The sequence below is a fragment of the Paraburkholderia sp. BGA-UO-ETr-F21 genome (genome assembly GCF_059567925.1).
Map to the genome: position 1 here is coordinate 111,823 of NZ_JCAQOY010000037.1, position 24,112 is coordinate 135,934.

22 protein-coding genes are annotated in these 24,112 nt (G+C 62.1%); 3 read left to right on the forward strand and 19 right to left on the reverse strand.

Annotation, left to right across the window (positions count from 1 at the left end; genetic code table 11):
• Positions 1 to 111 precede the first annotated feature (111 nt).
• A complete protein-coding gene (locus tag AC57B1_RS24155) occupies positions 112 to 993 on the reverse strand; it encodes a LysR family transcriptional regulator (protein ID WP_496418924.1) in 882 nt (293 codons plus the stop codon).
• Between the two features lie 113 nt (positions 994 to 1,106).
• Here AC57B1_RS24155 and AC57B1_RS24160 point away from each other — a divergent pair, with 113 nt between their 5' ends.
• The gene (locus AC57B1_RS24160; RefSeq protein ID WP_496418925.1) at positions 1,107 to 2,174 is read left to right on the forward strand and encodes an alkene reductase; all 1,068 of its coding nucleotides are present in this window, start codon (positions 1,107 to 1,109) and stop codon (positions 2,172 to 2,174) included.
• A 145-nt stretch (positions 2,175 to 2,319) separates the two neighbouring features.
• On the opposite strand, the gene AC57B1_RS24165 is transcribed toward AC57B1_RS24160, so the two are convergent.
• The 13 genes from AC57B1_RS24165 to AC57B1_RS24225 all read right to left on the reverse strand — a co-directional run bounded on the left by AC57B1_RS24165 (position 2,320) and on the right by AC57B1_RS24225 (position 17,634).
• Positions 2,320 to 3,027: a transcriptional regulator NanR gene (locus AC57B1_RS24165; protein ID WP_408351890.1), complete on the reverse strand. Its 708-nt coding sequence runs from the start codon at positions 3,025 to 3,027 to the stop codon at positions 2,320 to 2,322.
• An 81-nt stretch (positions 3,028 to 3,108) separates the two neighbouring features.
• Positions 3,109 to 4,491, reverse strand: coding sequence for a 3-oxo-isoapionate kinase OiaK (gene oiaK / locus AC57B1_RS24170; RefSeq protein WP_408351887.1), 1,383 nt, complete (start codon positions 4,489 to 4,491; stop codon positions 3,109 to 3,111).
• A complete protein-coding gene (locus AC57B1_RS24175; protein WP_408351884.1) occupies positions 4,491 to 5,732 on the reverse strand; it encodes a ribulose-bisphosphate carboxylase large subunit family protein in 1,242 nt (413 codons plus the stop codon). The genes oiaK and AC57B1_RS24175 overlap by 1 nt, the downstream gene beginning before the upstream one ends.
• A 48-nt stretch (positions 5,733 to 5,780) precedes the next feature.
• A complete protein-coding gene (locus AC57B1_RS24180; RefSeq protein WP_408351881.1) occupies positions 5,781 to 6,611 on the reverse strand; it encodes a phosphogluconate dehydrogenase C-terminal domain-containing protein in 831 nt (276 codons plus the stop codon).
• A gap of 49 nt (positions 6,612 to 6,660) precedes the next feature.
• The gene (locus tag AC57B1_RS24185) at positions 6,661 to 8,028 is read right to left on the reverse strand and encodes an MFS transporter (protein WP_408351878.1); all 1,368 of its coding nucleotides are present in this window, start codon (positions 8,026 to 8,028) and stop codon (positions 6,661 to 6,663) included.
• Between the two features lie 451 nt (positions 8,029 to 8,479).
• Positions 8,480 to 9,637, reverse strand: coding sequence for a WD40/YVTN/BNR-like repeat-containing protein (locus tag AC57B1_RS24190; RefSeq protein WP_496418926.1), 1,158 nt, complete (start codon positions 9,635 to 9,637; stop codon positions 8,480 to 8,482).
• Between the two features lie 91 nt (positions 9,638 to 9,728).
• Complete coding sequence (locus AC57B1_RS24195) at positions 9,729 to 9,998, reverse strand: MoaD/ThiS family protein (RefSeq protein WP_091803855.1); 270 nt, start codon at positions 9,996 to 9,998, stop codon at positions 9,729 to 9,731.
• A 267-nt stretch (positions 9,999 to 10,265) separates the two neighbouring features.
• Positions 10,266 to 11,555: an MFS transporter gene (locus tag AC57B1_RS24200; protein WP_408351871.1), complete on the reverse strand. Its 1,290-nt coding sequence runs from the start codon at positions 11,553 to 11,555 to the stop codon at positions 10,266 to 10,268.
• 44 nt (positions 11,556 to 11,599) lie between these two features.
• Positions 11,600 to 12,529 (reverse strand): amidohydrolase family protein, encoded by a 930-nt coding sequence (locus tag AC57B1_RS24205; protein WP_496418927.1) that lies wholly within the window; start codon positions 12,527 to 12,529, stop codon positions 11,600 to 11,602.
• Positions 12,526 to 13,452, reverse strand: a complete 927-nt coding sequence (locus AC57B1_RS24210) for an amidohydrolase family protein (protein WP_408351865.1) — start codon at positions 13,450 to 13,452, stop codon at positions 12,526 to 12,528. Before AC57B1_RS24210 ends, AC57B1_RS24205 begins: the two co-directional genes overlap by 4 nt.
• Complete coding sequence (locus tag AC57B1_RS24215; protein ID WP_408351862.1) at positions 13,449 to 14,750, reverse strand: MFS transporter; 1,302 nt, start codon at positions 14,748 to 14,750, stop codon at positions 13,449 to 13,451. The genes AC57B1_RS24210 and AC57B1_RS24215 overlap by 4 nt, the downstream gene beginning before the upstream one ends.
• Before the next feature lie 107 nt (positions 14,751 to 14,857).
• On the reverse strand, positions 14,858 to 16,225 hold the full coding sequence (locus AC57B1_RS24220) for an NAD(P)H-dependent oxidoreductase (RefSeq protein WP_496418928.1): 1,368 nt from the start codon (positions 16,223 to 16,225) through the stop codon (positions 14,858 to 14,860).
• A 56-nt stretch (positions 16,226 to 16,281) separates the two neighbouring features.
• The gene (locus tag AC57B1_RS24225) at positions 16,282 to 17,634 is read right to left on the reverse strand and encodes a GntT/GntP/DsdX family permease (protein WP_496418929.1); all 1,353 of its coding nucleotides are present in this window, start codon (positions 17,632 to 17,634) and stop codon (positions 16,282 to 16,284) included.
• A gap of 410 nt (positions 17,635 to 18,044) precedes the next feature.
• Between AC57B1_RS24225 and AC57B1_RS24230 the strand changes: the two genes are divergently transcribed.
• A complete protein-coding gene (locus AC57B1_RS24230; RefSeq protein ID WP_496418930.1) occupies positions 18,045 to 18,764 on the forward strand; it encodes a GntR family transcriptional regulator in 720 nt (239 codons plus the stop codon).
• Between the two features lie 122 nt (positions 18,765 to 18,886).
• Here the strand turns inward: AC57B1_RS24230 and AC57B1_RS24235 are convergent, their stop codons facing one another.
• The 5 genes from AC57B1_RS24235 to AC57B1_RS24255 form a co-directional block, all read right to left on the reverse strand.
• Positions 18,887 to 19,603, reverse strand: coding sequence for an O-methyltransferase (locus AC57B1_RS24235; RefSeq protein ID WP_496418931.1), 717 nt, complete (start codon positions 19,601 to 19,603; stop codon positions 18,887 to 18,889).
• 181 nt (positions 19,604 to 19,784) lie between these two features.
• On the reverse strand, positions 19,785 to 20,093 hold the full coding sequence (locus AC57B1_RS24240) for a hypothetical protein (RefSeq protein WP_496418932.1): 309 nt from the start codon (positions 20,091 to 20,093) through the stop codon (positions 19,785 to 19,787).
• Positions 20,094 to 20,105: 12 nt separating this feature from the next.
• Entirely contained in the window at positions 20,106 to 20,687 is a 582-nt protein-coding gene (locus AC57B1_RS24245; RefSeq protein ID WP_496418933.1) for an RNA polymerase sigma factor, read from the reverse strand.
• Between the two features lie 183 nt (positions 20,688 to 20,870).
• Positions 20,871 to 21,773, reverse strand: coding sequence for an HpcH/HpaI aldolase/citrate lyase family protein (locus AC57B1_RS24250; protein ID WP_496418934.1), 903 nt, complete (start codon positions 21,771 to 21,773; stop codon positions 20,871 to 20,873).
• Positions 21,770 to 23,002 (reverse strand): Zn-dependent hydrolase, encoded by a 1,233-nt coding sequence (locus AC57B1_RS24255; protein WP_496418935.1) that lies wholly within the window; start codon positions 23,000 to 23,002, stop codon positions 21,770 to 21,772. Before AC57B1_RS24255 ends, AC57B1_RS24250 begins: the two co-directional genes overlap by 4 nt.
• A 141-nt stretch (positions 23,003 to 23,143) precedes the next feature.
• Here AC57B1_RS24255 and AC57B1_RS24260 point away from each other — a divergent pair, with 141 nt between their 5' ends.
• Positions 23,144 to 24,097 (forward strand): LysR family transcriptional regulator, encoded by a 954-nt coding sequence (locus AC57B1_RS24260; RefSeq protein ID WP_496418936.1) that lies wholly within the window; start codon positions 23,144 to 23,146, stop codon positions 24,095 to 24,097.
• Positions 24,098 to 24,112 lie beyond the last annotated feature (15 nt).

Sequence of the window (24,112 nt, forward strand, 5' to 3'; positions counted from 1 at the left end):
CTGCGCCGCGAGACTGCGGCCAGCCGATTGTGGGGAGGGTGAGCCGGATTGCCTCAGGGGCGACGAACCAGCGGTATCGCCACGAGCTACGGAAGACGCGCGTAGTGCGCCTTACTGCTGCAGGAACTGCTCGCGCAGAAATTCGATAAAGCGTTGGGTCTTTGCCGGTAGCAGCCGCGTCTCCGTGATCGCGTACACAGGAACAGACGGCGCTTGCCAATCCGGCATCACTCTGCGCAATAGGCCGGCGGCAACGTCGTCGGCCGCGATTTCCTCCGACAGCACGGCGATACCGAGATCGAGTGTGGCCAAACGCCGGATCATGCCGACGCTGTTCAGCAGAAACCGGCCTCCTACCGCAATGTCGACCTTTTCCGCGCCACGATGCAGGGACCACCCATTGACCTCTGCGGGGCTGAGCCGCAGACACTCGTGATGCATCAGATCGGGCGGCTCGGCCGGCTCGCCATATAGTTCGATATAACGCGGCGATGCATAGAGATAGCGCGGCAGCCGCGCGAGCTGCCGGGCGATCAGGTTCGAGGTCGGTGGTTCGCCCATGCGGATTGCGACGTCGACGTGCTCCGTGACCAGATCCACGCGACGGGGCGTCAGGTCGAACTCGAAGCTGATGCCAGGATATCGACGCGCGAACTCTGCGAGCAGCGGCGCAAGGAAAATATTCGCAAAGTCCACCGGCAGCGATGCATGCAAGACGCCTCCTGGTTGCGCCAGCATCTCGCCGAGTTGTTCGTGCGCAAGCCTTGCTTCTTCCACGATGCGCTTCGAGCGCTCGAAGTAGAGCTGGCCCGCCTCGGTCAGCTCGATCTTGCGCGTCGTACGATGTAGCAGGCGCAATCCGATGGCCTTTTCAAGGGCGCTGATCCGCCGCGACAGGGTGGAATTCGGCACTCCGATTGCTTCAGCCGCGCGACGAAAGCTCTTCGCCTTCACCACTTCCACGAACAACGCCATGTCGTTCAGAAACTCCATCTTCACTGCTCCACAAATGGCTCAATGATTTCCATTTTGCCATCTTTATCCCGTAGGTGGTTTGTTGGATGATGGTTGCACCCGATAAACGCATCACCACTGAGGAGCACGACATGAGCAAGCTTTTCACCCCCGCCAGCATTGGCGGCCAGACCATCCGCAACCGTATGGTGATGGCGCCGATGACCCGCTCCCGCGCCAATGACGCGGGCGTACCGGACGACATCGTCGTCACCTACTATGCACAGCGCAGCAGCGCAGGTCTGATCATCACCGAAGGCGTGTTTCCGTCCGCAGCCGGTAAAGGCTATGTGCGCACGCCCGGTATTCACACCGACGAGCAGGTGGCCGCATGGAAGCAGGTCACCGAGGCCGTGCATGCACGCGGTGGTCGTATCTTCATGCAACTGATGCACAGCGGCCGGATCTCGCATCCGTCGCTGCAAGTCGACGGCGCGCGGCCCGTTGCACCGTCCGCGATCAAGCCGGCAGGACAGACCTGGACCAGCAACGGTATGGAGGAATTCGTGACGCCGCGGGCGCTGCGTCTGGACGAGATCGCCGGTGTCGTGAACGAATATCGCACGGCCACCCGTCGCGCGCTGGAAGCCGGCTTCGATGGCGTCGAATTGCATGCCGCTTCGGGCTACCTGCCGGAACAGTTCCTGTCTTCCGGCAGCAACCATCGTGAAGATGAATACGGCGGCTCCATCGCCAACCGTGCCCGCTTCGTTCTCGAAGTGCTGGAAGCCATGGTGGCGGAAGCCGGTGGCGAGCGCGTGGGGTTGAAGATTTCTCCGGAAATGAATTTCAACGATATCTCCGATGCAACGCCGCAGGAAACCTACACCTATCTGGTCGATCAAGTGCGCCGCTTCAACCTGGCGTATCTGCATGTCGCGCTGTTCGGCGCGAAGGTCGACTATCACGCGCTGCTGCGTCCGCGTTTTGAAGGCGCCTATCTGGTCGGCGGCGGCCTGAACCAGGAAACGGCGGAGAAACTGCTGGCCGATGGACGCGCTGACGCGACGGTGTTTGGCGGCGCATTCCTCGCCAACCCGGATTTGCCGGAACGTTTCCGTACGGGCGCGCCGCTCAACGCGCCGGACAAGAACACGTTTTACACGCCGGGTGCACAGGGCTACATCGACTACCCTGAACTCGTCGCAGCAGGCAATTGATGAAGAAGTGCCGGCCCAACCCGGCAACACCGGGCATAGGCTGCCGATCTTCGTCAGCCTGGCGCGTGACAGGCCAGACGCCAGGCCATTTGCACTGAGCCTCGAACCGGGAGAACGCGCCGGTCTTCGAAACAGCGCTTCCGCCTCAAGTGTGAATCAAGGTCTTATAAAGTTCGTTCGCGCGGGTCAGGTGCGCACGCATGGCCTCGGCGGCACCTTCGCCGTCGCCGCGCCCGATAGCGTCAACAATCCGCTGATGTTCGGCCAAGGTCAGTTCCTCGGCTCCGGGTGCTCGCACGAGCGGTCGGTAATACTCGTTCGCCCAGCGAAAGAGCGACTCGACGATGGACGGAAATATCGGGTTGCCGCTAATGTGGGCAATCTCGCGATGAAACGCCATGTCCCGTTCAATGAACTCGTCGAGATTGACCATCGAGGCGCGCTGTTGCGCGACTTTCAACTGCAGGCGCGCAACGTCTTCCTCGCTGGCGTTTTCGGCCGCCATGCGCGCCGTTCCGGTCTCGAGGAACAGGCGCGCTGACTTGAGATGTTCCAGCATGTCGGGTTGGATGCGCAACAGGTGCATTGCGCCACCGGCAATCTGCGCGATCAGCCGCTCGGCGGTCGGCACGACAACACGCGCGCGCTCGCCGTGCACGATCTCAACAATGCCGGACCGCTCCAGCGTCTGGAGCGCTTCTCGAATAGCCGGACGCCCCACGCCGTAGATTTCCATCAATTCGCGCTCGGACGGTAGCTGGGCGCCGGGTGCAATTGCGCCGGAGCGAATGCGCTCCATCAGGCGATCATGGACTTCCTGGTAAAGCTTCCGGCGCTGAATGGTTTCAGCCATGGTGATATCTGCTAGCAATGAGTGGTGTGCTGACATTACCACGTCTGTCCCTGGCGTTGGAAGCAGGCGGCCAAGGGCGCTTCACGCGAGCGCAGCACCCGTCCGCACCGAGCCAAAGAACGAGGCCTCGCCGATCTGTCCGCCCTTCAACACAATCTCGAGCCCGTCGCGCCGTGGCAAGTCCGACCAGGCCCGGCAAAGCGGTGCTCCCGGCGCGAGGCCGCCAGCCACGCTCAGCGCGGAGATGCCGAGGGCGCTTGCGACCTCACCCGAACTGTCGCCGCCCGCCACAACGACGCGCGACAGCTCCGCCTGGTCCAGCAGGCGCCGCATCACTTCTGCGAGCGCTTCTCCGACGCGGCGCGCGGCGTCCTGACGTGTCAAGCCGGCGCTTTCCGCCGTGGCATTGAATTCCAGTACGGCGGGATCGTCAGGTCCCTCGGCGCTGTGTATGACAATGCTCTGGCCACGTCCGATCGCAGCGACCGCTACGCCGACGGCACGGTCGATTTCCGCACCGCCCGCATGTTGATCGAGGGCGCGGCGCAAATCGAGCCGTTCGACATGAAAACCGTTCGCGCGTGCCCAGCGGATCTGTCCAGCAGTGACAGGTGAGCAACTTCCACTGACCGCGGCGATGACGTCAACCGGCCTGGCGGCGGGCAGGCCGGGTGCTTGCGGCAGCAGGCCGCTCGCGCGCCAGTGTGACGCGAGTGCATATTGCAACCCCGACGACGATGCGCTGAACACGCCATCGCCGCGCTGCTCCCAGACGAGCTTTCCTGCGGCCGCGAGCGTTTCTTCGTCGAGTACGTCGATCATGACCACTGGCGTATCGTCGCCCTCCAGCGCCCGCAGCCTCGCGGCTGCATCGAGGCTGCGCAATTGCACCATGTCGATCAACTCGATCCTCCGCGCCGTCTGCCGGCCGAGATGGACGCGCAGATCGGCTTCGTTCATCGGCGTTACGGGGTGGCGCGACATGGTCGGATGGCGGTCGAGACGGAAACCCACTCCGCCGACGGCGGCGAACAGATTGCCAAACGCCTGATAGCGCTTCAGCCGCGGCGCACCGACGATCATCGGCGACCATGAGCCGCGCATGTGCTTCACGCCGATGTCGATCGCGCGTCCGATCGAGCCGGTCTCCGGCGACGAGTCGAATGTCGAGCACACCTTGTACTGCAGGATCGGCGCGCCGAGCGCGGCGAGACTGGCGAAGGCGCCGGGCAGCGCGTCGTTCATCCATTGCGGGCTGCGTCCGCGCGACGAACCCGCGAGGCCTACGCAGCGAACTCCGGGAAAGCGTGCGAGCAGTTCGGGCGTTGGCTTGTCGAGACACAGCAGCGTCGGTACGCCCGCTGCGGCCATGGCTTCCATCGCATCGGTCGAGCCGGTGAAATCGTCCCCGTAATAGGCGAGCAGCAGCCCGGCGGGCCAATCGTTCGAAGTAGGCGCATTCATTACCAGAATCCCAAGGCGGCGCGCAGCGCCGGATTGCGCTCGGCCTGTCGTTCGAGTGGCACGCCTTCGATTGCCGCCACCCACGCTTCGCGCAACGCTTCGACACCTGCCGCGACACCATCCGGATGACCGAAAATTCCCCCGCCCGCGGTGTGAATCAGGTCGGCGCAACCGATCGCCGCATACGTGTCCGCCGCTTGACGCCCGGTCTGTCCGGAGCTGAATACCGGCATTGCGCGCATGGGCGCATCGGGCATCACGGGCGCGAGCACCGAGCGGGCCGCAGCAATCACGCTGTCGTCCGGTTCGCTGAACTTGTTGCGCAGGCCATTCACGTGCAGGTGATCCGCGCCCGCGAGACGCCAGAGCATCTGCCACGGCGCGTAGTCCCAGCCGAGTTCCGGGCTGCGCGACAAATACCCCCAGCCCGCGCGATGAGCATGAATCGGCAACTGGCTGTGACGCCGCAACTCGTGCATGCCGACGAGCCCGATCGAATTGAGCACCGCCATCACACAGGTTCCGCCTTCGGCGAGCACGAGGTCGTGACGCCGCTTCATCTGATCGAGATCGCCCGTCACGTTGAACGCGACCATCGCCTTTTTGCCGGTGCGATCGGCGTGCTCGTTGACCACGCGCATCACGGCGCGCACGCGTTCATCGAACGGACAATGCGGGCCGTCGCCTTGCAACTCATCGTCCTTGATGAAGTCGATTCCACCCGCGACCAGTTCGCGTACCTGCTGCGCGGTCTCCTCAGGTGACAGTCCGACGCTCGGCTTGATGATCGTGCCGATCAGCGGACCGCGCTCGACCCCGGCAAGCCTGCGCGTGCCTTCGATGCCGAACGCAGGCCCGGGATATGCCTTTGCAAACGAAGGCGGCAGCGCGAGCCCCGTCAGCCTCAAACCCGACACCTGCCGCAATTCGAAGAGATTACCCGCGATTGTCGACATCAGGTTGGGCAACGAAGGCCCCATGTTCTCGATCGGCCACGACAGTTCAAGCGCACATCGCGTGTAGACCTTCGATTCGATGCCGCCCGGCAGGCTCGGTGTGTCGGCCTTGTCGAGCACGTCGAGCTTTTCGACCCGTGCGCCCGAGCGCGCTTTCAACTCCGGTGTTTCGCCGGGCAAAGCGATGAAGGTGCCGCTCGATTGCTCGCCTGCGATCACGTCGGCGGCAAGTTGCGGATCGACTCCGGTTTCGAGCCAGTAAGTGGCGTGGATGCGTTCGGTCACAATGGAGATCCTCTGTTGAATGACACAGTCAGGCAGTGCTGGCGCGCTTCAGGTAATGCGCCGGATGCTTTCCGCGATCTCGTCGCGATCGAACACCTTCTTCCAGTCATCGCGCATCAGGCGCGGCTTTCCGAATTCGATCGCCTTGTTGCATGCGTCGGAGAAAGCGCCGGGGATTTCGTTGAAAATCACCGCGCCGAGAATATTCATATGGCCGAGCAGGAAGTCGCGTGCAGCCTGTTCGGGCACGCCGCGTTTGACGGTCTCGTCCATTGCGTCACGCATCACCTGGAGCAGCGTCGCGCAGACCGTTTCGGAGAGGCCCGGTTCGAGAATCGCCATCTGATCGACCGTCAAACGATACGAGCGCAGGATCGGCTGATAGATCACTTTCGCGACTTCTTCGCCGAGATCGAATGCTTCTTCCGGACCTTGCATGAGCGCGCTCGTGATCGACTGTTTGGCGTATGCGCCGCCGAAGAAATCGCGGCGCGCGTTCGAGTCGGCTTCGTCGTTGAAAATCAGCGGATGACACGGGTGGGCGACGAAATACGTCAAATCCTTGCGATCCGGCAAATGCCCGGCGAACGGCGCGGCGGCATCGAGCGTCATGACCATCGTGCCGGGCTTCAGCTTGGGAGCGATTTCGTGGCTGAGCTTGCCGATCAGCGTGTCGGGCACGGCGAGAATCACCACGTCGGCGCCGTCGATCGCCGCATCGGCGGAGACGCATTCGATGCCCAATTCATCCTTCAGGCGCTTCTGGCCCGCCGCTCCCGGCTCCACGTGCGCGACGCGGTAGTCCGACTTCAAGAGGTTGCTGGACAGGCGCACGCCCATTTTTCCGCCTGCGCCGAACAATGCAATTTTCTCATTCATGTTGATATCTCCAGTGTGAGCTGTACTGTGAAACAGGTAGGACTACCGGCTATTTGGTATGGGATCGCGGCTGGAGCCCGACGGGTACGGTCGAGTCCTTCGCCGCTTGACGCGCACTGGTTCCAATCGCGAACGCCAGCACCGACGAGATCAGCAGGAACGCTCCGACGATGAACATGGGCGCCTGGTAGGAGCCGGTCGCATCCTTGACGAGGCCGGTGATGTAAGGGGCCATGAAACCCGCCAGATTGCCGATCGTGTTGATCAGCGCGATACCCGCTGCTGCCGCCGCACCCGACAGGAAACGCGCGGGCAACGCCCAGAAGTTCGGCAGCGCGGCGAAGATCGCGCAAGCGGTGATCGTGACGACCGCGATACTCGTCGTGGGCGAACGCATGTAGAGCGCGAGCGGGATGCTGACGGCGCCGATCAGCGCCGGAATGCCGATATGCCACGCCTTCACCCCGCGCTTCGTGGCGTCGCGGCTCCACAGAAAGAGCGCGAGTGCTGCGGGCAAATAGGGAATCGCTGTAATCAGCCCCTTCTGAAATACGTTGAAATGGGTGCCGAAACGGGATTCGAAGCCGCCGATGATCGTCGGCAGAAAGAATGCGAGTGCGTAGAGTCCGTAGATCAATCCGAAGTACATCAGGGCGAACATCCAGACCCGGCCGCTCAGCATCGCGGCGCCGGGCCGCAGTGTGTGCGGCTGGGCTGACGCGATTTTTGCCTGCTCTTCTTCGGCGAGCGTCGCGGTCAGCCAGTTTTGCTCGGCCGGTGTGAGCCACTTCGCCTGCGACGGTCGGTCCGCGAGATAAAACCACGCAATGATGCCGACCAGAATCGCCGGCACCGCGACGCCGAAGAACATGATGCGCCAGCCCGCGAGGCCGAACGTGCCGTGTGCGTCAATCAGAAGCGCCGCGACCGGCGCCCCGATCACGATGGTGAGCGGCTGCGCGAGATAGAACAGCGCGAGGATATGACTGCGATGTCGAGCGGGGACCCACATGCTCAGAAAGAGGATCGCACCAGGGAAGAATCCAGCTTCCGCGACGCCGAGCAGGAAGCGCAGCGTGTAGAGGCCCGGGATGCTGCTAACCCAGGTGAACAACAGCGCGACAATGCCCCACGTCACCATGATCCGCGCGAGCCAACGACGCGCGCCGAACTTGTGCAGTGCAAGGTTGCTCGGAATTTCGAGGACGATGTAGCCGACGAAGAACACACCTGCCGCCAGTCCGAATTGCGCGGCTGTCAGGCCGAGATCTTTGCTCATCCCGTTGGGGCCGGCAAAGGAGATTGCGGTGCGGTCAAGAAAGTTGATGAAAAACATCAGCGCCACGAAGGGCACCAGACGCATCGCTACCTTACGAATCGCCGATCGTTCGACCGACTCAAGCTCTGCCGTTTGCATTTCGCCTCCTCCAACAGTGGGATGGATGTGGAACTTTTTTAGTTCTCTACTGGTGTGATGAGTAGACCATGAGGTGCAATCACGAGGTATCGGTAGATATACTGAGCGGGGAACGCTGAGGCGGGTGCAGGCTTGAGACGGACGCATTCGACACAAAATCGCGCAGCGCAGGCGGCGCAGCCGAACGTGACGTGGCCGTGCCGCCCGCGAGGCGGTCGTTTCGAATGAGGTAATCTTGGGATGAATGGGAGACTTCGGCGCGGCGCTAACCGGACGATCGAGGCTGGACTAGTGGAGTGAGCGGTTCAACGAGCCATTGGTCCACACGCGAGCACGTAATGCACGATGGTGATCGGATTTGTCCGCTCAGGCAGCGGATATCGGCGGACTGGCGGGTATGCGCAATTTATCGGCCCTTCACTTTAGGCGGCCGTCCGATTGGCAAAGACCGTCATCCAAACCGGACGCAATAAACCGGCGGCAAATGCGCTGAAATCGATTGCCAGCTTTCGCCGCCGTCATCGGACGTCCATAGCGAGCCGGTGGTCGACCCCATCGCGAGGCGCTCGCCGGCGTCGTCCACCGCAAGGCCGTGCCGATACACGAGGTCATACGCGGGGGCAGGCGGCAAGCCGCTCGAGAAACGATCGAACGTGCGGCCGCCGTCGCGTGTGCGCGTGACGACGAACCGTCCGTCAACCGGAATCCGGCACTCGTCTTTCACGGCAGGCACGAACCAGGCGGTGTCCGGCTCGTGCGGATGCACGGCAACCGCAAAGCCGAAGCTCGATGGTTGCGCCTCGATTCTTTGCCAGTGTGCCGCACCGTCGGTCGAGCGGAAGATTGCGCAGTGATGCTGCGTCCACAACGTGTCTGGATGTGCCGCGCATTGGACGACCCGGTGCGGGTCCTGCACGTTGGCGTCGCCGCGCCGCTCCGGCGGCATGTAGTCAGCCTCCATGCCCTCGGCGGTGACGCGCCAGGTCGCGCCGCCGTTGACCGTTTGCCAAACGCCGCCGCACGATACGCCGATCGTGACATGCCGGCTGTTGCGCGGATCAACCATCACGGAATGGATGCCCGGCGCGTCATAGCCGCCTCCGAACCATTCGCGACGCTCCGGGCGATCCCACAGCGCACGGTTGAGCACCCATGTGTCGCCGCCATCGTCGGAACGGAACAGCCCACCGGGAATCGTGCCGGCCCACAAGACGCCTGGCTCGTCTGGGCCACCAGTTTCGAGCGACCAGATTTGCTGAAGCGTCCAGGCAGGCGGCGCGCTGGGCGCGACGGCGTTCGCGTTGTCCGCGCCGGTGTCTACATTCGCGTTTGCGCTGTCGCCGGCCCGCGTTTCGCCGGCAGGCTGCGGCGGGTAGACGGGAACCGCGCACTCGTCCCAATCCGCCATGCCCGCGCGCCGGCGATGCAGCTTCACGCCGAAGTGGCCGAGATTGAGCGCCGCATAGAGCGACCCGTCGCGCGAATCAGGCAGCACCATGCTCACCGGCTCGCCGGTGAAATGCAACTCGTCGAACTCCCAGACGCCTGCTCCATTGGCTCTCAGAACGAACAGACCCTTGCGGGTCGCGACAAGCAATCGATCGCTCATGTGGAGTGTCTCCCGTCGTCCAGATGTCGATCGGCGTTGGCGTTTTGGCGCTCACTCCGATCTCATGCAAAGCTCGAATCTGCGTGGTGCCTTACCCGCCCGACAGCGCCTGCACGACATAAACCCGGCTCTGTTCGCCGAGTGCATCGGACAGGCGTTGTCGGTCGCGCACTCGCCGACCATCCACAAACACGGCGAGATGCCGCCTTAGTGCGCCCTGATCATCAAGGATGTAGCCGCGCAGTCGAGGTTGCACGGCGAAGACGGCCTCGAGCGCTTCGCTCAGCGTGCGAGCGTCGATCTCGCGCTCGGGCGTTGCGATATGTCGTTGAATCGAAGCAGCGAAGAAGATGTGCGCCATGGCGGAGTCACGTCGCGGGGTGGCAGGGTCCGTTGATTCTGTAGTGTAGGCGATTCGCCGCTTGCTCCGGGGTATCGCGATTCAGCAGAAGATAAGCGGCATGAATCACCGCGCGTCACGACCCGAGATGTCATTTCTCGTCGATGATGGCGTGATGCGCTTGTGCATAAAGCTTCAGCGCAAGCAGACGAGGCGCCTCTGGCGCCTCGATCAGCAACAGAACGAGCAGCGGTTTCTTACGTACTGCGGCTCTTTTCGATGCTCTGGTCAGGGCAGCACGGTGATCTGTCTGCGCCGGCCACGCAGTACGATCGCGACCAGCAGGGCACCGATCACGAGACCGCTCGCCACCACCAGCAGGGCGACATCCGTGCGGCCAGTCAACTCCTTCAGATAACCGATCATGTACGGCGCCACGAATCCCGCCAGATTGCCGATCGAGTTGATCATCGCGATGCCCGCCGCGGCGGTGACGCCGGCGAGGAACGCGGTCGGCAGGCTCCAGAACAACGCGGGAATCGACAGTACGCCCATATTCGCGAGGCACAGCGCGACGATCCCAAGCACTGGTTCGTTCTGCCACACCACGCACAGTGCAAAGCCAATTGCGGCCATCGAAAATGCCGCGATCAGATGCCACTTGCGATCGTTGTGGCGGTCGGCACTGTAGCCGAATGCGAGCATGCTGACGATCGCACAAACGCCAGGGATAGCGTTCAGCACGCCGATGGTGAACGTATCGGTTGTGCCCATTTTCTGGATCAACGTGGGCATCCAGAAGCTGATCGCATAGAGCCCCATGTTGTAGACAAAGTAGATCGCGACCAGCGTCCACACCCGCGCGTTGGAGAGCAAGGCAGAAAAGCCGTGCGAGATCTTGTGGCTGTCTTCCTTCAGCATCAGGCTGCTCAGATAATCCTTTTCAGCGGCATTGAGCCAGTCCACCCGGCGAATGTCCTCGCTCATGCGGAAGAAGATATAGATGCCGAGCAGCACTGTCGGCACCCCTTCGCACAGAATCAGCCATTGCCAGCCGCGCATGCCGCCCATACCCGACATGAACTTGAGAATCGAGCCAGACAGCACGCCGCCAATCACGCCCGAAGACGCGAGCGCGATATAGAACGTGCCCCATGCGCGTCCACGGCGCGCCGCCGGATACCACTGCGCCATGTAGTAGATCGCACCGGGAATGAACCCCGCTTCGGCCAGCCCGAGCAGAAAACGCATGATGTAAAACTGCAGCGGCGTGCGGATGAAGATCGTCGCGCAGGAAAGCAAACCCCAGGTGATCATGATGCGCGAAATCCAGCGGCGTGCGCCCACCTTGTGCAGGATCACATTGCTCGGCACTTCGAGCAGAAAGTAGCCGAGAAAGAATATGCCGGCGCCAAAGCCATAGACGGCATCGCTGAAGTGCAGGTCGCCGGACATCTGAAGCTTGGCAAAGCCCACATTGACACGGTCCAGATACGAGAAGAAAAAGCCCAGCATCAGCACCGGAAGGATCCGCACCGAAATCTTGCGGAAGAGAAGGTTCTCATCAATGGTTGGCACGGCGGTCTCCTTGGTGGTTATGTCATCTGCTGTGCTATTGGTGTTCAGGTCACGCGATAGAACCGTTGCGCGGTGGTGGCAAAGAGTTTTCGCAAGTCGCTTTCGGTTGCGTGAGGCAATGCGCCGAGCACGTCGGCGACGATCTCGGTGAAACTGGCCGACAGGTTGCCAACCGGCAGGTTGCTCGCGAACATCGAGCGGTCATAGCCGAAAAGAGCGACTGCTTCGCGGATCACGCGGCGGTTGCTCGCGCTGTCCCATGTGCCGTTCGGCAAGCCCAGTTCCGATACTTTCAGATAGACATTCGGGCAGGCGGCGAGCGCTTCCATGCCCTTGCGCCAGATCGAGATGCCTTCGTCGGAACGATCGAGTGGCAGTCCGAGATGATTGGTGACGATCGGCGTGTCGGGGAAGGCGCGCGCGACTTCTGCCGCCTCGCCCAGATGCCAGTACGGCACCCGCAAGTCCCAGGAAAACCCAAACCGGTTGAGGAGCGCAAGACCTCGCAGCCACGCGTCGTCCTGCATCGTACCTGGCTGCCCGCGCACGGATTCGCCCGGGCCCGACGAGATCTCGGGCTTCGAGCGCACGCCTCGCGCAAGCGGACTCTTCGCATGACCCTCGAGCACCTCCTCGCAATCGGGCTGCACGAAGAACACATGCCCGACGATTGCGCTCGGCAGGCCGGTCGCTGCATTCAGCTTCGTGAGGAATTCGGTTTCCTGAACCTGCTCGCGACGCGAGCGCTCGGCTTCGACATGCACGGTACCGATCACATCGAAACCGGCCGTCGCGGCGCGATACTGGGGAGGCAGGAAGTTGTTGCACATGCGGCGGTAGTCGCCGAGAAAGAAGCTGTCGTCGTAGTCGTCGGTGAGCCACGGGAAGTGTCCGTCGGACAGATCCCAGAAATGATGATGCGCATCGAAGATCGGCAGGTAGAAGCCGAGCGCGTTGCGGGGCGGTTGGGTCATGCTTGCTCCTGTGATGGTGTCTCGGACAGAGCAGTCGGGCGATACACGCGTACCGCCGTATCGTTGAAAAACGCCTCTTGTTCCGTTCGTGTCCAGCTGGCGACGAGCTGGCGGAATCCGCCGATCAGATCGGCTAAGGAAAGGAACAGGCCGTCGACCGGGAAGTTGCTGCCGAACATGAGGCGCTCCGCTCCGAAGCTGTCGCGGAGTGCATCGAGCACCGGCTGGTTCGCTTCGACGCTCCAGCACTTGCCGGTTTCGCACAGCCCTGACACCTTGACGGCGACATTCGGGCAGCGCGCGAGTGTTGCAAGTGCTTCGCGCCAGCCATGCAGCGTCGCCGCCGAGCGGTCGCCCGGCACGCCGGCGTGATTGACAATGAGTAGCGTGTCGGGAAAATCTCGCGCGAGTGTCGTGGCTTCAACGAGTTGTTGCCACGGCGCCTGCAGATCGAAGTGCAGGCCGTGATGCGCGAGCAACGCGTAGCCGTCGCGCCAGGCGGCGTTGGACATCAACGTGCGGCCCGCCGAGTCCGGATTGCCCGGCTTGTTTCGCACGCTGCGCACGAGCGGAAAACGTGCCTGCGCGGCGAGCACCTCGGCAACATCGCCGCGGTTGAGCCAGGCTTGAGCAACCATTGCGTTAGGGCGGCCCGTCGTTTCCGCGAGTTGCTTCACGTAGCGGGTTTCGCCGACGGGATCGTCCGGCGTCCACTCCGCTTCCACATAGACGCTGCCGGTTACGTTTTGCCCCGCGCTGTCGCGCAGATAATTGGCGGGTAGATAGTCGCGCTTGATCGGCGAATAGTCGCCGTAGCGATGCGGTACGAGCGTGTCACCGGTCAGCCACGGATAGCAGTTTGCCTTCAGATCCCAGAAGTGCTGGTGTGCGTCGATGATCGGCCCGTCGTAAAGCATTTTCATACCCGCTCTCCTGCGGCGTTGCGCCCGAAATCGATCAGCAGCGAGCCGATCAGATAGGTCAGCGCACAGGCCGCGAAGAACAGGATGACCATGTGATAGCCGCCGGTTACATCGACGATCATCCCAACCGCGATTGGCACGATGATCGCACCACCCGTGCCTGCGAAATTCATCACGCCGCCTACGAGTCCGACCTGGTCGCGCGGCGCCAGCATGGCTGGAATGATCCAGTAGAGGCCGCCCCACAGATGGAAGAACACGCCGAGCGCGAGCACAGCCACTGCGAGCCGGATATCGCCAACGAACGGCAGCGTGAGCAGGCATAGCAGCGACATGCCGCCGGACAGACCGAACAGGATCTTGAACGCCATGCCGCGCGAGAAGCGCTTCTGCAGCCAGTCGGCGGTCATGCCCGACAGAATTTCGCCTGCGGCGCCCGCAAGAAAGATGACGAAGGTGGCGAAGCCCATGCTGCGAATGTCAAGACCACGGCCCACGGACAGATAATTCGGTCCCCACGTGACGAGCCCGAAGAACACCATGGCCCAGCCGATTCGGCCGATCACCATGGCCGTGATCGTGCCGCGCGAGAGCGGTGCAGCCGTCGCGCGCGGCGTTTCGCCCGCCGCCACTTTCTGCGCGCGAATGTAGTCCTGTTCAGCGGAGTCGATGCCCGGATGCTGTTCGGGCGTGTCGCGCAACAGGCGATACACGACGAAGCCAAGCGCCACCGTCAATGCGCCGACGATGATGAACGCCGTGCGCCACGATCCCGATGCACCGATCAGCGCGCTAATGGCGAGACCGCCGATCGCGGACCCGAGCGGCGCACCGCTGTCGATCAATGTAACGCCGCGGGCACGTTCTGTCGGCGGCAGCCACGACGCGCTCAGTTTGGTCGCAGCGGGCATGTAGGGCGCCTCGAACATGCCGAGGCCGATGCGAGTGAGGAGAAGCATGAAGCCGTTCGCAGCGAAGCCCGCGAGGCACTGGAAGCCGCCCCACAATGCGGCGGAAATGCCGATCATGCGGCGCGCGCCATAGCGGTCGGCGGCCCAGCCTGCGGGAATCTGGAACGTGCTGTAAGTCCAGAAGAATGCCGACAGGATCAACCCCTGCATCGTCGCGCTCAGATGGAATTCATGCACGATCGACGGCATACCGACGGATAGAGACATCCGGTCGATGCAATTCACCGTGTAGAGCACGAACAGGAGGAGCACCATACGCCATCGCGTGGTCGTCAGCAGTGAGCGGATCGAGTGGCGCGGGGCTGCCGCGTGAATATCGGTTTGCATGTCTCCTCCGTTTAATAGTTTGCGTCGCACTGGCGGGTCGGATCTCACTACCCGCGGGCGCCAAACGTCTGCCGCAATTCGTCGATCCGCCCGCGCTCGAGTGGTTCTTACAGCGACGGATTCTGTTGCCAGGCGTCGTAGAGCGCTGATCCGTCGAGTTCGAGCGCATCGAGCGGCACGAGGCTGCCCTTCGCGATGTCCGCCTTCAGTTTCTTGTTCGCGGCCAGGTAAAACGGCGCTGCACCGTCGGCTTTGACCTGATCGATCAACAAGGCAACGGTCCCGTCGATCACATGGTGATGCCCGCCCATGCTGAGTGTGTCGCCTGCCTTGAAATCACGGGTGACGCGCGCGACCATGCGCGCGTGCGGCAGCTGTTTGCTGCTGCCGGTCGGCCGGCGCGTCAACACGGCCGAAAAGAGGCTGGTCGCGGTTTCGAGACCCATCAGGTGATAGGGGAGATAGATGCAGGCGTACTTGCCGCTTTTGCTGACGATATGCCCCTTCTGCTTGAGCAATTGCCATGTCTCGTCGTCCTTGCAGCGAACGATCACGAACACGCCGCCGCCAAAGCTCACGTCGTCGGGCCGGCGCAGGCAGTTGAACACGTCCACGACACCCGTGCGTTCAAGAATGCCGCCGTCTTCCTTTGGCACGAAGATGTCGGCGAGTTCCGAAATACGCGCGAGGGGATAGTTGAGGGCGTCGGCGGCGGGCAGCAGGCCCGTCGAATTCGCGACCACGTTGAGTTCGCAATAGTCGGGCGTCGCGCTTTGCGGCAACATTGAAAACGCTTCGCGACGCGCGGCAAGGGTCGCGGCGACGTCGTCGCCGAGCGTCCAGCACAACGCCAGCGAAGCAGCGTGCCGCTGGTCAAGATAGTCGACCGTCTTCGCACCCGTGTCGTAGATGAAGTCGTATTCGCTCGACTTGCCCGCCGCGACCACATCGAAGCCGAGTACGCGCGCCCACGTGACCAGACCGATCAGGTTGCTCGGCTGGTCGCCGTCCGGCGTCGTATAGACAGCGTTGTGTTCGAGTGCAAGGCGGTTCAGATACGGGCCGACTACCGAATCGGTTTCTTTCGTGGCCATCGCCACGTGCACGCCGCGCCGAAGCGCTGCCTGAGCGATGCGCACGCTGACTTCCGGCTGGCCGGTCGCCTCGACGACGATATCGAGCGCCACTTCATCGAGCAGCCGATAGTCGCCAACGAGCGCAATGCGATTTGCCTCGCGTGCGGCGCGTACGTCGTCGGCGTTATTGCAGACCATAGCGGCATTGGCGGAGAATCCGAGCGACGCGAGCGTCGCCAGCGTGCCCGCAATGTCGAGATCGCAGAGCGCCGCGATTTCGAGGGCCGGCAATGCGCGGCACTGCACGAGCAGCGACCTGCCGAAGCCGCCCTTCGGCCCGACGAGCGCCATGCGGATCGTTTTGGTGGTGAGGTCGGCAAAGAGGTGTTCGTAGTTCATCGTAAGACCCTGTTCTGTATGTAAAGCGGTGAACTGGCAGCACGCAGAGGCGGCGATCAGCCGCTCACTGCGTTGAGCAGCATGATCATGGCGAGCGCGACGAGCGACTGGAACGACACAAGCAATGTCCACGTCTTGAGCGTGTCGCCAACGCTCAGGCGGAAATATTCCTTGAATAGCCAGAAGCCCGAATCGTTCAGATGCGACAGCATCAAGCCGCCCGAGCTGACCGCAAGCACCAGCAATTCGAGGTTCACGCCCGGCGCGGTGGCGGCGATTGGCGCGACGATGCCCGCGGCCGTCGCGGTGGCGACCGTCGCTGAGCCAATCGCGATGCGGATCACGGCGGCTACGGCCCAGCCGAGCACCAGCGGCGACAGTGCCCACTGGCTTGCCGCATGGGCGATGGCGTCGCTCACATGCGTGGCCATCAGCATTTCCTTCAGGCCACCGCCCGCGCCGAGAATCAGGATGACGCCGGCGCCGGGCGCAACACTTTTGCCGAGCAGCGTCTGAATCTGGGCAAGCTGCAGTCCGCTACGCAAGCCCAGCGACCAGATCGCGAACAGTACGGCGATGAGCAGCGACACGATCGGGTCACCGACGGTCTCGAGCAGTTCGCGTGAGAAAGTCCCGGAAGCCACATAGTTTCGGCCGAAAGTTCGGATCATCATCAGTAACGGCGGCAGCAGCACTGTGATCAGCACGAGTCCAAATGGCGGCACGGGACGCGCGGCGGAGGCCGCATGGGCCGATGCCGGGGTGAACATGCCTTCACCTGTCTTCGCGGGCAGTAGGCGCAGCGCGAATTTCGTGAAGAGCGGCCCGGACAGGATCGCCATGGGGATCGCGATGACCAGGCCATAGAAGATCGTGCGGCCGGCGTCGGCGTGCAGCGCGGCCAACGCGAGTGTCGGAGACGGATGCGGCGGCAGCAGACCGTGTGAGACATAGAGACCCGCCGCCATTGGAATGCCGACCGCGAGCAGCGGGCTACTGGTGCGATTCGCGATTGCATAGACGAGAGGCACCAGCATCACGAAGCTGACATCGAACAGATGAGGCAGTCCGATCAGCAGGGACGCCGCGCAGATCGCGGCCGGAATCCAGCGTTTCGAACCCAGTCCGATGAATGTGTCCGCGATTCGGTTTGCGCCGCCCGATTCGAGCAGCAGGCCGCCAAGCATCGTACCGAGACCGACCACCAGTCCCACCGAGCTCAGGATCGAGCCGAACCCTTTTTCGAAGCTCTTGATCACCGCTGTGGGTGGGAGCCCTGCCGAGAAGCCGAGGAAGGCGGACGTCAGGATCAGCGCAAGAAACGGAGGAAGCTTGACGCGGGTGATCAGGAGAACCAGCAACGCCAGCGCGATGACGGGTGCGATCAGAGGATGGAGCGTGGGCGGCATGGAAAGCTCGGTCGGGCGGAAAACCGCCGGTAACGGTGACAGCCCCAAGCGTACCGGAATTTTGGTATACCAAATAAGGTGGTACTTACCCTGGCGATGACACCTTGTGGATTGGTCTCATTAATTGAGTTTTGACGACATTAATAGGTACTTAGGCGGTAAAATTGGTCAATTACTATGTGAATCGGAAGTTTTTTGCGGTTGCCATAGCAGATGCGTGCATGCATGACTGATCCATGAATCTTGTATTTTTCATATTTGGTATACCGAAAATATCTTGGCGCACGGGGAAGGCCAGTTTCTTTTTAGGCGGCGATATGGAGGGGTTGCGCTGCTAAAATGAACGCTTGACCGTTCGTGAGCACGGGCCGCTCGCGATGGGATCACGAGACACTGCATCAGGTAGGAACATGACGCCGGACCAGGAAGACGACAACGCCACTGCAACTGATCTGGTCGACGAACTGCTGTCGCAGCAGATCGCCCAGCGTTTGCGCACGCTCATCGCTACCGACGAACTGAAACCGGGTGAGCGTCTAAGGGAGCGCACGCTCGCAGAAAAGCTGCAGGTGTCGCGTACGCCGCTGCGTGAGGCGCTGAAGGAACTGGCGGGCGATGGTCTGGTCGTGGTGCTGCCCAAGCGCGGCGCGGTCGTCGCGGATCTCAGCGCGCAACAGATCACTGAAAAACTGGACGTGCTCGGTGTGATCGAATCGTTTGGCGGCGAAGAGGCGTGCCGTCTCGCGACGGACAGCGAACTGGCCGAAATCCGCGCTTTGCATCATGAGATGCATGCAGCGTACGAGCGGCGCGACAGGATGAGCTACTTCAATCTGAATCAGGCCATTCACACGAGCATCATCGCGGCGGCGAAAAACGAGACGCTGCGTCAGATGCACGAGCGGCTCAACCGGCAGTTGTATCGCTACCGGTTTCAGGGCAGTGTCACGTCGGAGACCTGGCACACGGCCATCGACGAGCACGAAGTAATCGTCAAACTGCTATCCGCACGGCGCGGCAAGGATCTGGGCGAGTTCTTGCGGCGTCATGTCCACAGCACCTGGGAGCAACTCATGCCCGGCGAAGGCGGTGAACGCGCGCCCAAGGCTGACAGGGTCACTGCGGCGTGAGGATGCAGGCACGGAGGCGCCTGATTCGCGGGCGCACTCCGTCTGTTCTTTCGCGATCGTGTGCATCGCGCGCTCAACGGCATCAACAACCACCCCGCAGTAACTCAAGCAACTCAAGCAACTCAAGCAACCACGACCGTAAACTCGACCCCTGATTCAAAGTCCAGCGTTGTCGTTGAAAAGCGTGGATTGCCGTCAAGGTACTGCTTGTAGGGCCGGACAGCGTCCTCGGCTGTGTACATGTTATCGGCGAGAACGATGGAACCGGGGCGCAGAAGGCGTTCGGTCTGCTTGAACAGATCAAGATACGTGTTCGCCCATACGTCGATAAACACCATGTCGAACGCACCGTCCAATGAGGAAACGGTCTGGAACACGTCACCTTCACGCAACTCGACATAAGCATCGACGCCCGCGGTTCTGACGTGAGCGCGGAGGTGGGCGCACTTCACGGGGTCCAGTTCCGTCGCGACGACCACGCCGTCGTTCAAGGTGCGAAGCGCCTCGGCAAAATACAGCGTGGATACGCCATACGAACTGCCGAGTTCGAGAATTCGACGTGGCTTATGTGAAAGGACCATGTTGCGCAAAAATCGTCCCATTTCCGCCGACACCGCCAACGACAGCGCCGTCCCTTGCGTGGATTCGAAGTCTTCGGTGGAAAGCCCGAGCGTTTCGAGAAAACGCCCGCGCAGGTGAGGGGCGAGCGTGTCGTATTCTTCCGCGAGAGTCTGAAACTCATCACTCGATCCCGGAAATTGAGCCCGCGCGCGGAGCATCATTTCTGTCCGGCTTTGCTCGTGAAGCCGCTGCAAAAGCGTCGTGGTCGTCGATCTCATAGGTTTTCCCGGGGCTAACCGGACTCGGCGAAGTAATCAGAAACCGACCGGCATCACTTCGCATCAATGTCAGGAATACGGGTTGTGGCGCCTGTTCCGGCCAGTTCGATTGCCCATGGAAGGCGCGCCGTCACGACCGGTCAGTTCTCGTTGCAGTTGGACGTCGAGGTTTTGCGCGTAGTCAATCTTCCGCGCGTTTGCCGGGCCGTGACCGCCAGCTGGCCTGCACGCGTTCCCGCTCTTCCGGCGTCATGGCATCCCATTTGCGCCACAGTCGCCGCTCCCGGCAGCCGCCGTGTCCGCGAAATCCGCCAAACAGAATGCGGCTCAGAACCAGCAAGCCGAGTGCGTGCGCAAAGTCGATCGTCCGGGCATCGACGAACAACGTCGGAATCACCCAATTCCATAGCGTCATGACCGCCCACCCCAGCACGCCTATGCCGACGATCACAAGCAACGCTTTACCTGCACATCTGATTCGAAATTTCATACTTCAACTCCTCTAAATATCCAGTTCGTCGTAAATGGCCTGCAGTCGGGCGCGCAAATGCAGGACCGCATAGCGTTTGCGTGAAAGCAGCGTATTGAGCGTGACACCGCTTTCAGCCGCGATGTCTTTGAAAGACCGGCCTTCGAGTTCGTGCGCGATAAACACGTCGCGCTGATTCGGCGGCAACTCGTCGAGCGCATCCTGCAGGGCCTGGAGCAATACAGCGCGCGCGTATTGGGCTTCGGGGCCCGCATCGTGGGCCGGTAAGTTCAGGTCGAGGCGATACTCACTGCCGGCTTCGTCGCCGTCGTCGAAAAGGCCCGACAGTGGCTCTTCTTTCTTCTTCCGGAAGCGGTCGATGATGCGATTGCGCGCCGCATGGAAAAGCCACGCGCTAGCCTGTTCGATCGGCGCCGGAAGGCGGTAGGCCTGCACGAATTCGTGGAAGACATCCTGCAGGATGTCTTCGGCATCGTCTGGATCGCGTATGCGGCGCCGGATGAAATTGCCGAGCCTCGTGCGCTCACGCACCACGGTCGCGGTGATGTCGCTGTCTCGTTCGGTCATCGTGGCCGGGGTGGGTGGGGGTTCCATGCGTCTGAAGACGTTTCAGGCGCGCAAATATTGTGGCTGGCTCAAAAAATTTTGCCAGTCGAATATTTGTTGCGCCGAGGCTCGATCTTAAAGATCGTTGCGTTCACGCCTCTTGCGATCGACCCTGACAGCCCTGCCGATAAAAGCCGCGGCGGCGATGCGCGCGGCCAACCCTTGCCCCGCCTACGCGTTGCGGCTGTCGTCGAAGGCGCGAAGCAGCGCGTCACGTGCGATCAGACGTTGCGCGTTATTGCGCTCCGGATAATCGATCCAGGCTGAACCGGCATCCGGCGGATTCGCCTGCTGTGCGGCGTGCGCGTGGATGAGCGCATGCGCCGCCCGCACGTCCTCCGCGGATGGCGTCAGCGCACGGTGAATCGCCGGCACGTGTTCGGCAAACACGACGCTTTTCGATGCGAATCCGAGTTGCGTGCAGAGGTCCAGGTCCTGCCCAAGCACCTGCGCCGACCGATAGGTGCAAGGAAGATCAATCGGCACGCAACCGGCGGCAATGCACTCGATCAGAAAGCGGTTCCGTGCGTAAAGCAGTTCGATACCGCCCGGTGTGCGGCGAGCGCCGAGATTCGCCGCCAGGTCTTCGACTGCGAGCATGCAGCATTTTATTCGTGCGCCCACCTGAAGTAGCGCGCCCAGATTGACCAGACCCTTCGCGGATTCGATAACTGGAACCACCTCCGTCGAGCCCGCCGGAATGCCCAGCTTGCGCTCGATGATGGCCAGTGCATCGTCGAGTGAGGCCAGTTGGGCCGTGCTCTCCGCGTGCGGCAGAAAAATCGCCCGTGGGGCGCCGGGCATGATGCCTTCGAGATCGGCATGGCCGTCGTGCTCCAGTTTGTTGATCCGTACCGAACCGAACGTGCCGGCCCGAGCCGCTTCGCGCAATAACGCGACAATGCGTTCGCGTGCCCGCGGCCGGTCTTGCGGCGAGGTCATTTCTTCCAGGTCGACGACAATGGCATCCGCACCGCTTTGCAGCGCGATTGCGTGGGCCTCGGAATTGTTTCCGGGTGCGAAGAGCCATGTGCGCCGCAGGCCAGGCGGGCGCGGCGTTGGGTGTGCGTTCATACGGCATGCCCCGCGCGCGCCAGCATGGCGTGAAGCAACACGTCCGTGCCACGCGTGACGTCTTCCGGCAAGGCGTCTTCGGCTTCGTTATGGCTTAGACCGTCGACGCAGGGGATAAAGATCATCGCGGTCGGACAATGCTTGGCGAGATGGATCGCGTCATGACCGGCCCCGCTGACGATGCGTTGATGCGGATAGTCCAGCGCCTCCACCGCGTTGCCCACCGCAGCGATACAGTGCGGGTCGAACGGCGTAGCCGGACTGACCCAATGCTGTCCCACCTCGACCGTAAGGCGGCGGCGCTTCGCGATGGCATCGAAGCGCTCGCGCAGCGCGGCTTCCATGTTTTCGATCATCGCGTCGTCGGGGTGGCGTAGGTCCACCGTGAACGACAGGTCCGCCACGATCGTATTGCGCGATGCATTGCGGATGTGCAGTTCGCCGATGGTCGCAAGGCCTTGCGGGAAGAAATCTGCCGCGATGCTTTCCAGTTCCGCGGCCATTTCCGCGCTCGCAAATAGCGCATCGCGGCGGTACTGCATCGGCGTCGTGCCTGCGTGCGCGGCCTGCCCACGTACGCGCACATCGAGCCAGCGAATGGCCTGGCCGCCCGTGACGACGCCGATCGGCACGCCACTTTCCTCGAGCACCGGCCCCTGCTCGATATGCGCTTCGAAGTAGGCGTCGAAGACAACGCCAGGCACGACGCGCGCGCCGGCATAGCCTGTTGCCTGCAAAGCCTGCTCGACCGATGTTCCTGCTGCATCGCGCGTGCTCAATGCCTGAGCGAGCGGCATGATGCCCGTAAAGGCCGCTGAACCGAGCATGGCCGGCGTGAATCGCGCGCCTTCCTCGTTGGTCCACACGACGATTTCGATAGGCTTGTCGGTTTGAATGTTCGCGTCGTTCAGCGTGCGGACAACTTCGAGCGCGGCCAGCACGCCATACACACCGTCGAATCGGCCGCCCTCGGGCTGGGTGTCGAGGTGGCTTCCGCTTGCCACGGGTGCGGCGTCGTTCAGTTTGCCGGCGCGCCGTGCGAAGAGATTGCCGACCTGATCGACCGACAACGTGAGGCCCGCGTCGACGCACCATTGCGAGAAAAGCGCCCGACCGGCCGCGTCCTGTTCGGTCAATGCGAGGCGCCGCACACCGCCGCCCGCCGTAGCGCCGACAGCGGCCATGTTCATCAGGCTCGTCCAGAGCCGTTCACCATTGATTTTTAGCATCACACACTCCTGAAGCCGCGGCGAGATGGCCGCGTCGGGTTCGTCGTGATGCCTTTATCGGTAATCAAAAATGATAAGTCTAATTTCTAATTCTAATCCTAAGTATAATTTTGGCGGATGATGAAATCAGTGAGGCTCATCGTGAGCAAAGATCGCCCTGACACCTACCTGAACGACCGTCTTGACTGGAATTTGCTGCGGACTTTTCTTGCGATTGCGAAAGAAGGCAGCGTGAGTCGCGCGGCGGCGAAACTCCATCTGACGCAGCCCGCGGTCAGCCAGGCGCTGCGCCGATTGGAAGAGCAGTTGGGCCTGCGCCTCGTGGATCGCCACGGCCCGCGCATCGAGGTCACGCAGGCCGGCGTCGAAGTGAAGCAGATTGCTGAAGATGTATACGGGACGATTTCGCGCCTGTCACTTGCCGAGGTGGATCGCGATCACGATATCTCCGGCATGGTGCGCGTGAGTACCGTCAGCGGCATCGATTTTCCGGCCTACGATACGTTTCTCGCCGAGTTTCATCGCACGTATCCGCGTATCGAACTTGAAAGCCAGGAAATGCGCAGCGCCGACGTGGTGAACAGTCTCCAGCAAAAGTCCGCAACGCTCGGACTGACGCCACGGCGCGCGTTACCCAAACGGGTCGACAGCCGTGTGTTTCTGCGTCAACGGTATGCGCTTTTCTGCGGACGTCATCATCCGCTCTTTGGGCGTAACGATCTTCGGGTCGCCGATCTCGCCGGCGAAAAGTTTGTCTCCTTCACCGGCGACAAGGTGGGCGACCACCTGTCGCCGCTCACGTTCTTTCGTGACGAGATGGGCTTCACCGGGCGCGTGGTGGGTTCGTCGTCGAGCATGACCGAGGTGAGGCGTTTCATCTTCGCGGGCTTCGGCATAGGCTGCCTGCCGGAACATGTCGTACGCGACGACATTGCTCAAGGCCGCCTTCAGCGCCTGCCGCCGGATGAAGGCGTGGCCGACCTCGATATTTACATGCTGTGGTCACAGGACCGTAAGTTGAGCGCCGCCGAAGCCGCGTTTATCGATGCCCTGAATGTGTTCATCGACGGCCAGGAGGAAGGTGTTGGCCGCTAACGCCTCGCTCAGCAA

Bases quoted from the DNA above. Each gene is read 5' to 3' on its own strand.
- AC57B1_RS24180 (WP_408351881.1), bottom strand. From the start codon at position 6,611: ATGAATGAGAAAATTGCATTGTTCGGCGCAGGCGGAAAAATGGGCGTG.
- AC57B1_RS24235 (WP_496418931.1), bottom strand. From the start codon at position 19,603: ATGAGATCGACGACCACGACGCTTTTGCAGCGGCTTCACGAGCAAAGC.
- oiaK (WP_408351887.1), bottom strand. From the start codon at position 4,491: ATGAATGCGCCTACTTCGAACGATTGGCCCGCCGGGCTGCTGCTCGCC.
- AC57B1_RS24215 (WP_408351862.1), bottom strand. From the start codon at position 14,750: ATGCAAACCGATATTCACGCGGCAGCCCCGCGCCACTCGATCCGCTCA.
- AC57B1_RS24250 (WP_496418934.1), bottom strand. From the start codon at position 21,773: ATGAACGCACACCCAACGCCGCGCCCGCCTGGCCTGCGGCGCACATGG.
- AC57B1_RS24160 (WP_496418925.1), top strand. From the start codon at position 1,107: ATGAGCAAGCTTTTCACCCCCGCCAGCATTGGCGGCCAGACCATCCGC.
- AC57B1_RS24230 (WP_496418930.1), top strand. From the start codon at position 18,045: ATGACGCCGGACCAGGAAGACGACAACGCCACTGCAACTGATCTGGTC.
- AC57B1_RS24185 (WP_408351878.1), bottom strand. From the start codon at position 8,028: ATGCAAACGGCAGAGCTTGAGTCGGTCGAACGATCGGCGATTCGTAAG.
- AC57B1_RS24240 (WP_496418932.1), bottom strand. From the start codon at position 20,093: ATGAAATTTCGAATCAGATGTGCAGGTAAAGCGTTGCTTGTGATCGTC.
- AC57B1_RS24165 (WP_408351890.1), bottom strand. From the start codon at position 3,027: ATGGCTGAAACCATTCAGCGCCGGAAGCTTTACCAGGAAGTCCATGAT.
- AC57B1_RS24155 (WP_496418924.1), bottom strand. From the start codon at position 993: ATGGAGTTTCTGAACGACATGGCGTTGTTCGTGGAAGTGGTGAAGGCG.
- AC57B1_RS24190 (WP_496418926.1), bottom strand. From the start codon at position 9,637: ATGAGCGATCGATTGCTTGTCGCGACCCGCAAGGGTCTGTTCGTTCTG.
- AC57B1_RS24255 (WP_496418935.1), bottom strand. From the start codon at position 23,002: ATGCTAAAAATCAATGGTGAACGGCTCTGGACGAGCCTGATGAACATG.
- AC57B1_RS24205 (WP_496418927.1), bottom strand. From the start codon at position 12,529: ATGACCCAACCGCCCCGCAACGCGCTCGGCTTCTACCTGCCGATCTTC.
- AC57B1_RS24220 (WP_496418928.1), bottom strand. From the start codon at position 16,225: ATGAACTACGAACACCTCTTTGCCGACCTCACCACCAAAACGATCCGC.
- AC57B1_RS24225 (WP_496418929.1), bottom strand. From the start codon at position 17,634: ATGCCGCCCACGCTCCATCCTCTGATCGCACCCGTCATCGCGCTGGCG.
- AC57B1_RS24245 (WP_496418933.1), bottom strand. From the start codon at position 20,687: ATGGAACCCCCACCCACCCCGGCCACGATGACCGAACGAGACAGCGAC.
- AC57B1_RS24195 (WP_091803855.1), bottom strand. From the start codon at position 9,998: ATGGCGCACATCTTCTTCGCTGCTTCGATTCAACGACATATCGCAACG.
- AC57B1_RS24210 (WP_408351865.1), bottom strand. From the start codon at position 13,452: ATGAAAATGCTTTACGACGGGCCGATCATCGACGCACACCAGCACTTC.